The organism is Stenotrophomonas sp. HMWF003, from assembly GCF_003061285.1.
In the GTDB taxonomy this organism is placed as follows: Bacteria; Pseudomonadota; Gammaproteobacteria; order Xanthomonadales; family Xanthomonadaceae; genus Stenotrophomonas; species Stenotrophomonas maltophilia_AP.
In genome coordinates this window covers 1-6,458 of record NZ_QAIW01000238.1, presented here as the reverse complement: position 1 = coordinate 6,458, position 6,458 = coordinate 1, and the positions used below count along the sequence as shown (strand labels likewise).

5 protein-coding genes are annotated in these 6,458 nt (G+C 69.9%); 3 read left to right on the top strand and 2 right to left on the bottom strand.

The features are described 5' to 3' along the window. Both DBR34_RS09800 and DBR34_RS09795 read right to left on the bottom strand, forming a co-directional pair. Positions 1-499: energy transducer TonB (locus DBR34_RS09800; protein ID WP_128096647.1), on the bottom strand; the 499-nt coding region annotated here is incomplete at its 3' end. Positions 500-757: 258 nt separating this feature from the next. After that, on the bottom strand, positions 758-1,492 hold the full coding sequence (locus DBR34_RS09795) for an SIMPL domain-containing protein (protein WP_128096646.1): 735 nt from the start codon (positions 1,490-1,492) through the stop codon (positions 758-760). A 131-nt stretch (positions 1,493-1,623) separates the two neighbouring features. Here DBR34_RS09795 and DBR34_RS09790 point away from each other — a divergent pair, with 131 nt between their 5' ends. The 3 genes from DBR34_RS09790 to DBR34_RS09780 form a co-directional block, all read left to right on the top strand. Further along, positions 1,624-2,232, top strand: a complete 609-nt coding sequence (locus DBR34_RS09790; RefSeq protein WP_128096645.1) for a Maf-like protein — start codon at positions 1,624-1,626, stop codon at positions 2,230-2,232. Beyond that, positions 2,225-3,712, top strand: coding sequence for a ribonuclease G (rng, locus tag DBR34_RS09785; RefSeq protein ID WP_038687114.1), 1,488 nt, complete (start codon positions 2,225-2,227; stop codon positions 3,710-3,712). Before DBR34_RS09790 ends, rng begins: the two co-directional genes overlap by 8 nt. Before the next feature lie 45 nt (positions 3,713-3,757). After that, positions 3,758-6,458, top strand: a 2,701-nt coding sequence (locus DBR34_RS09780) for a YhdP family protein (RefSeq protein WP_128096644.1), incomplete at its 3' end; no start/stop codon positions are given.

The window sequence follows — 6,458 nt, the reverse complement described above, 5'->3', positions numbered from 1 at the left end:
CCCGGCCATCGGCCTCCACCCGCACCCGCAGCAGCACCGTGCCCTGTTCGTGGTTGCGCAGGGCGGCGATCGGGTAGGCCGGCGGCGGCGCGCTGCGGTACTGCAACTGCGCCCCGGCGCCCCCGGCGGCCGGCCCCGGGACGCTGGGGGCCAAGACCGGGGCCTGGGGTTCGCTGGCCGGCAGCGGGGCCACCGCCAGGGCATCGTCGGCGCTGGCGGTCGGCGGCGGCAGCGGGGCCACCTGCGGCTTGGGCACGGTGCGCGGCTGCACCAGGGTGGGGACGTCCGGCTTGATCGGCACCGGCACCGGCGGGGTAGGCTCCGGCGGCAACAGCATCCGTATCTGCATGCGTTCACGTGGCAGGGGCGCGGCCACGTAGGCCGCGGGGATCAGCAACAGCATCAGCGCCAGCACGTGCAGGGCCAGGGCCGTGCTCCAGCCGAGCACGCGGGAAACGTCGATCTGCAGCGGCACTACGCGGGGTTGGGTACGGACCATGCTCCACTCTCCTTGCCAGATGTGCGGGAACATCAAACGTGCGGGCGCGGCCGATGGGGTTGCAGGACGCAGAAGGCGGGGCCGCGCAATGACAGCAATACCGGAGCGGGGCGCGGCCCGGAAGTCAGGGGGCATGTCGGTGTTTGGCTGGCGCTCAGGAACCGGGCCCGGAACGCATGACGGCGCCCGCAGGCGCCGTCATCCATCTCATGTGGGAGCGGCGGACCGTTGGTCCGCGCTCCCTATGATCCGCTTCTGTTACCGGCCCAGGTCGAACACCACGTCCAGGTTCACCGACACCGACGATTCGCCGGGCGACACCGGGGTGGACACATCGGCGGCCATCGGCGCGGCGGCCGCACGCATCATCACCGGGCGGAAGTTGCCGCCGCCGTTCTCGGAGATGCTCACGATGCGGCGCACGCGCAGGCCCAGCGACTTGGCGTAGGTCTCGGCGCGGGCCTGGGCCTTCTTCAGCGCGGCCAGGCGGGCTTCGTCATATACCGGTTCGGGCTGGTCGATCTCGAACTGCGGGCCATTGATCTGGTTGGCGCCCTGGGCCGCCAGCGCGTCCAGCACCTTGCCCAGCTTGGCGATGTCCCGCACCTTCAGGCTGACCGTGTTGCTGGCCTGGTAGCCGGTGATCTTCGGCGGCTCGTTCTCCACATAGCGGTACTGCGGGCTGAGGTTGACCCCGCTGGTCTGCACGTCACGTTCGGCAATGCCGGCGGCCTTGATCGCGGCCAGCACCTTGACCATCTGCTCGGCGTTCTGGCGCATCGCGGTGTTGCCGTCGACGGCCTGGGTGACCACACCGGCCGACAGCGTGGCCACGTCGGGCACGCGCTTGGCTTCGGCGTTGGCCGAGATGTTGAGCAGGGTGCTGTCGGCGGCGACGGCGACGGCAGGCGAGGTCTGGGCGTGGGCGGTCATCGAGGTTCCCAGGGCAAGGGACAGGGCGAGCAGCAGCGGGGACAGGGATGGGCGGCGCATGTACATCTCCTTGTGAAGGCGTTGAGGTTGGTGTCGGGGCGATGAACGCTCCGTGAGCTTTCCCGGGGTTGAAGCGCGATTGGGTGCGGTTGCTTTCGATTCAGACACGGGCCGCAGGTTATGCTTCCAAGATGCTTTATCTTGCCTCCCGCTCCCCCCGCCGTACCCAACTGTTGACGCGCCTGGACCGACCGTTCCGTGCGCTGGACCTTGAGGTGCCTGAAGTCCGTGCCGCCGATGAGTCGGCGCTTGCCTATGTGCAGCGCGTGGCCGCCGACAAGGCGCGGGCCGGGCTTGCCCTGGTGGCCGCCGATGCCGACGCGGTGGTGATCGGCTCGGACACCGAAGTGGTGCTGGACGGACGGGTGTTCGGCAAGCCGGTCGATGCCGAAGACGCGGCCGCCATGCTGGCCGCCCTGTCCGGGCGCACCCATCAGGTGATGACCGCGGTGGCGGTGGTGGCCCACGGCCGCCAGGACGGCGTGCTGGTGGTGTCGGAGGTGAGTTTCATCGAGATCGGGCCGGCTGCCATCGCCGCCTACGTGGCCAGTGGCGAACCGATGGGCAAGGCCGGTGCGTACGCCATCCAGGGCGGCGCCGAACGTTACATCCGCCATCTGGCGGGAAGCTATTCGGGCGTGATGGGATTGCCCCTGCAACAGACCGAGCAGTTGCTGCAGGCGTTTGGCGTTTCGCCCGCTGCTTTCACCACGCCAACGGAGGGTGTCGCCCATGTCTGAAGAAATCCTGGTCAATGTCACCCCGCGCGAAACCCGCGTGGCCGTCATCGAGAACGGCATGCTGCAGGAACTGCACATCGAACGTGGCTGGCGCCGCGGGGTGGTGGGCAACATCTACAAGGGCAAGGTGCAGCGGGTGATGCCGGGCATGCAGGCGGCCTTCGTCGAAGTGGGCCTGGAGCGCGCCGCGTTCCTGCACGCCAACGACGTGATCCGCCCGGCCCCGGTGGCCAGCCCGGACACCGAGGGCACCACGCTGCCGCCGCCGTCGTCGGTGCCGATCGTGGAGCTGCTGCGCGACGGCCAGGACATCGTGGTGCAGGTGGTGAAGGACCCGATCGGGACCAAGGGCGCACGCCTCACCACCCAGATCAGCATTCCCTCGCGCTACATGGTGCTGCTGCCGCAGTCCAAGGTGGTCGGGGTCTCGGCGCGGATCGAGGACGAGGCCGAGCGCGCACGCCTGAAGTCGCTGGTCACCGAACTGTCGGCCCAGCACGGCGGCTACGGCTATATCGTGCGCACCAACGCCGAAGGGCAGCCGGCCGAAGCCATCGCCGAGGACGTGGCCTACCTGTCGCGGGTCTGGAACGTGGTCGAACGGCGTGGCCGCGATGCCGCCCCGCTGAGCGTGATCTATGAAGACCTCAGCCTGCCGCTGCGCTCGGTGCGCGACCTGATCCGCAAGGACGTGGACAAGGTGAAGGTGGACTCCAAGGAAACCTTCACCCAGCTGCAGGCGTTCGTGGCCAAGTACATGCCGGTGCTGGCCGAAAAGATCGAGCTGTACAGCGGCGACCGCCCCATCTTCGACATGTTCGGGGTCGAGGACGAGATCGGCCGCGCGCTGGACAAGCAGGTGCCGCTCAAGTCCGGTGGCTACCTGGTCATCGACCAGACCGAGGCGATGACCACCATCGACGTCAACACCGGGTCGTTCCTGGGCCAGCGCAACCTGGAAGAGACGGTGTTCCGCACCAACCTGGAAGCGGCGCAGGCGGTGGCCCGCCAGCTGCGGCTGCGCAACCTGGGCGGCATCATCATCATCGACTTCATCGACATGGATGACGCCGAGCACCGCCGCCAGGTGCTGCGCACCCTGGAGAAGGCGCTGGCGCGCGACCACGCCAAGACCACCGTCTACGATTTCTCGCCGCTGGGCCTGGTCGAAATGACCCGCAAGCGCACCGTGGAAAGCCTGGAGCGGCAGCTGTCCGAGCCGTGCCCGGAGTGCAGCGGGCGCGGGTCGATCAAGACCGCCGAAACGGTCACCTACGAGATCTTCCGCGAAATCACCCGCGCGGTGCGCCAGTTCGATGCGGCCCGCCTGCTGGTGATCGCCTCGTCCAAAGTGGTGGCGCGCATCACCGATGAGGAATCCACCGCCGTGGCCGAGCTGGAGGAATTCCTTGGCAAGTCGATCCGCTTCCAAGCCGACGAGCAGTACCTGCAGGAGCAGTTCGATGTTGTGTTGCTCTGATCTCCGCCCACTGGCGCGCGTGCGCGCCGGTGCCTTCGCGTTGCGATGAGCACGCCGCTCCGACTGCGACTGCGAAGGATTCGCCGCCATGCCGTGTATGCATTGGCGATCGTGCTGGTGTGCGTGGCGGTGCTGGTGGGCACCGTCAGTCAAGTGTTGCCGTTCGCCGAGCGCCACCCCGACAAGGTGGCGGCCTGGCTGAGCGCGCGTGCCGGTCAGCCGGTGCGCTTCGATCACCTCGAAACAGCCTGGACCCGGCGCGGGCCGCTGCTGGAACTGAAGGGCCTGCGCATCGGCGAAGGGCAGGGCATCGCCATCGGCGAGGCCGAGGTGCTGGTGTCGATGTATGCCGGGCTGCTGCCGGGCCACTCGCTGACCGAACTGCGCCTGCGCGGCCTGGCCCTGGTGCTGCAGCGGGCCGACGATGGCCGCTGGTCGGTGCGCGGGATGCCGCAGGCCGGCAGTGGCGATCCACTCGATGCGCTGCGGCGGTTGGGCGAACTGCAGGTGATCGGTGGCCGCCTGCGGGTGGATGCGCCGTCCTTGAACCTGCAGGCCGAGCTGCCCCGCATCGACCTGCGTCTGCGCGTGAACGGCCAGCGGTTGCGCGTGGGCGCACGTGCCTGGGCCGACCTGGACGGTCAGCCACTGACCGCGGTCGTGGATTTCGAGCGCACCAAGGGCGATGGCCAGGCCTGGCTGGCGGCCGATCCGGCCGATTTCCGCGCCTGGTCGCACCTGCTGCAGTTCGCCGGGGTGTCGCTGCAGCAAGGTACCGGGGAGCTCAATGCGTGGGTGGACCTGCGCGACCACCGCCCGGTGATGGTCACCGCCGACGCCGACCTGCAGGACCTGCAGCTGCGCGGTGCACCGCTGGCCGATGGCAAACGCCCGCAGCTGGCCCTGGACACCCTGCAGCTGCGCGCGCGCTGGCGCTGGGTGACCGGCGGCTGGCGCGCCGACGCGCCGCAGCTGCGGATCGGCCTGGCCGGCAGCAGCGAGGTGCAGCGCCTGGACGGCCTGCTGCTGGCCGGTGGCCAGCACATGGCCCTGGCCGGCGACAACATCGACGCCACCGCGCTGCTGCGCGGGCTGGCGCTCAGCGACCGGATCGAACCGGGCCTGCGTGAGTGGCTGCAGCACGCCGCGCCGCATGCGCGCATGACCCAGGTGCGGATCGCCGCCGAACGTGGCGGCCCGGTCTCGATCCAGGGCGAACTGGCCGACGTCGGCTTCGCCCCGTCCGGGCATGCGCCTGGGCTGAGCGGCGTGGGTGGGCGCTTCAGTGCCGACGCCGACGGTTTCCAGCTGGACCTGCAGCCGGGCCGGGTGATGCACTTCGACTGGCCCAGCGGCTTCGGCCAGCGCCACGACGTGCGCCTGGCCGGGCAGCTGGTCGGCTGGCGCGACGAAGCCGGCGGCTGGCGCTTCGGCACCCCGGCGCTGCGCGTGCAGGGCACCGACTACGCCGCCGACGTACGCGGCAGTGTCTGGTTCCAGGGCGACGGCACCCGGCCGTGGCTGCAGCTGGCCGCGCGCATCGACGACGTGCCGATGACGGTGGCCAAGCGCTTCTGGATCCACTCCAAGATGAGCAAGGGGGCCACCGACTGGCTCGATGCCGCGCTGGTGGCCGGGCAGGTCCGCAACGGCGTGGGCCTGGTCAGCGGCGACCTCGACGACTGGCCGTTCGACCGCAACAACGGCCGCTTCGAGGCCACCGGGCATATCAGCAACGGCACCATCCGCTTCCAGCACGACTGGCCGGCCATGGGCAAGGTGGACGCCGATATCGCCTTCATCGGGCCCGGCTTTGAACTGCACGGCGGCGGTGATCTGGCCGGCGTGGCGGTCAACCACTTCGATGCCGGCATCGTCGATTTCGGCGAAACCCCGCTGTACGTGAAGGCCACCACCCAGACCGAGACCGGTGCGCTGCTGGCCATGCTCAAGCAGAGCCCGCTGCACCTTACCTATGCCGAGACGCTGGACAATCTGACCGCCAAGGGCCCGGCCAAGGTCACCTATGACCTGCTGCAGCCGCTGCATCCCGACCAGGGTCCGGGCCACATGCTGGGCACGGTCGATCTGCAGGGCGTGGCCCTGACCGAAAAACGCTTCGCGCTGGCCTTCGACGCCATGCGCGGCCAGGCCCGCTACAGCCGCGACGGCTTCGGTGCCGAAGGCCTCAGCGTGCGCCACCTCGGCCAGGACGGGCTGCTCAGCCTGCGCGCCGGGGGCTTCGTGCGTGACCCGCAGCAGGCCTTCGAATCCGAACTTACCGCCGCGCTGGACGCCGGTGCGCTGCTGGACCGTGCGCCCGAGCTGAACTGGCTCAAGCCCTACATCGCCGGCAACTCGCGCTGGACGATCGGGGTGACCCTGCCCAAGGTCGCGGCCGGGGCGAAGACCGAGCCGCCGACCCTGCTGACGCTGCGGTCGGACCTGGTCGGCACCCGCCTGGACCTGCCGGCGCCGCTGGACAAGGACCCGGGCGTGCCGTTGGCGACCACCGTCAACGCCCAGCTGCCGATGGGCAGCGGGCGCGTGGACGTGGCGTTCGGCCAGCGCCTGGCCCTGGCCGCGCGCACCCACAACAACCAGACCGGCGTGCAGGTGACGCTGGGCAGCGACCGGGTCGACCGCGACCCGCCGGCCAGTGGGCTGGCGGTCAATGGCCGCAGCGGTTCGCTGGATGCCCTGGAATGGATCGGCCTGGCACGCACGCCGGATGGCGGCGCAGGTC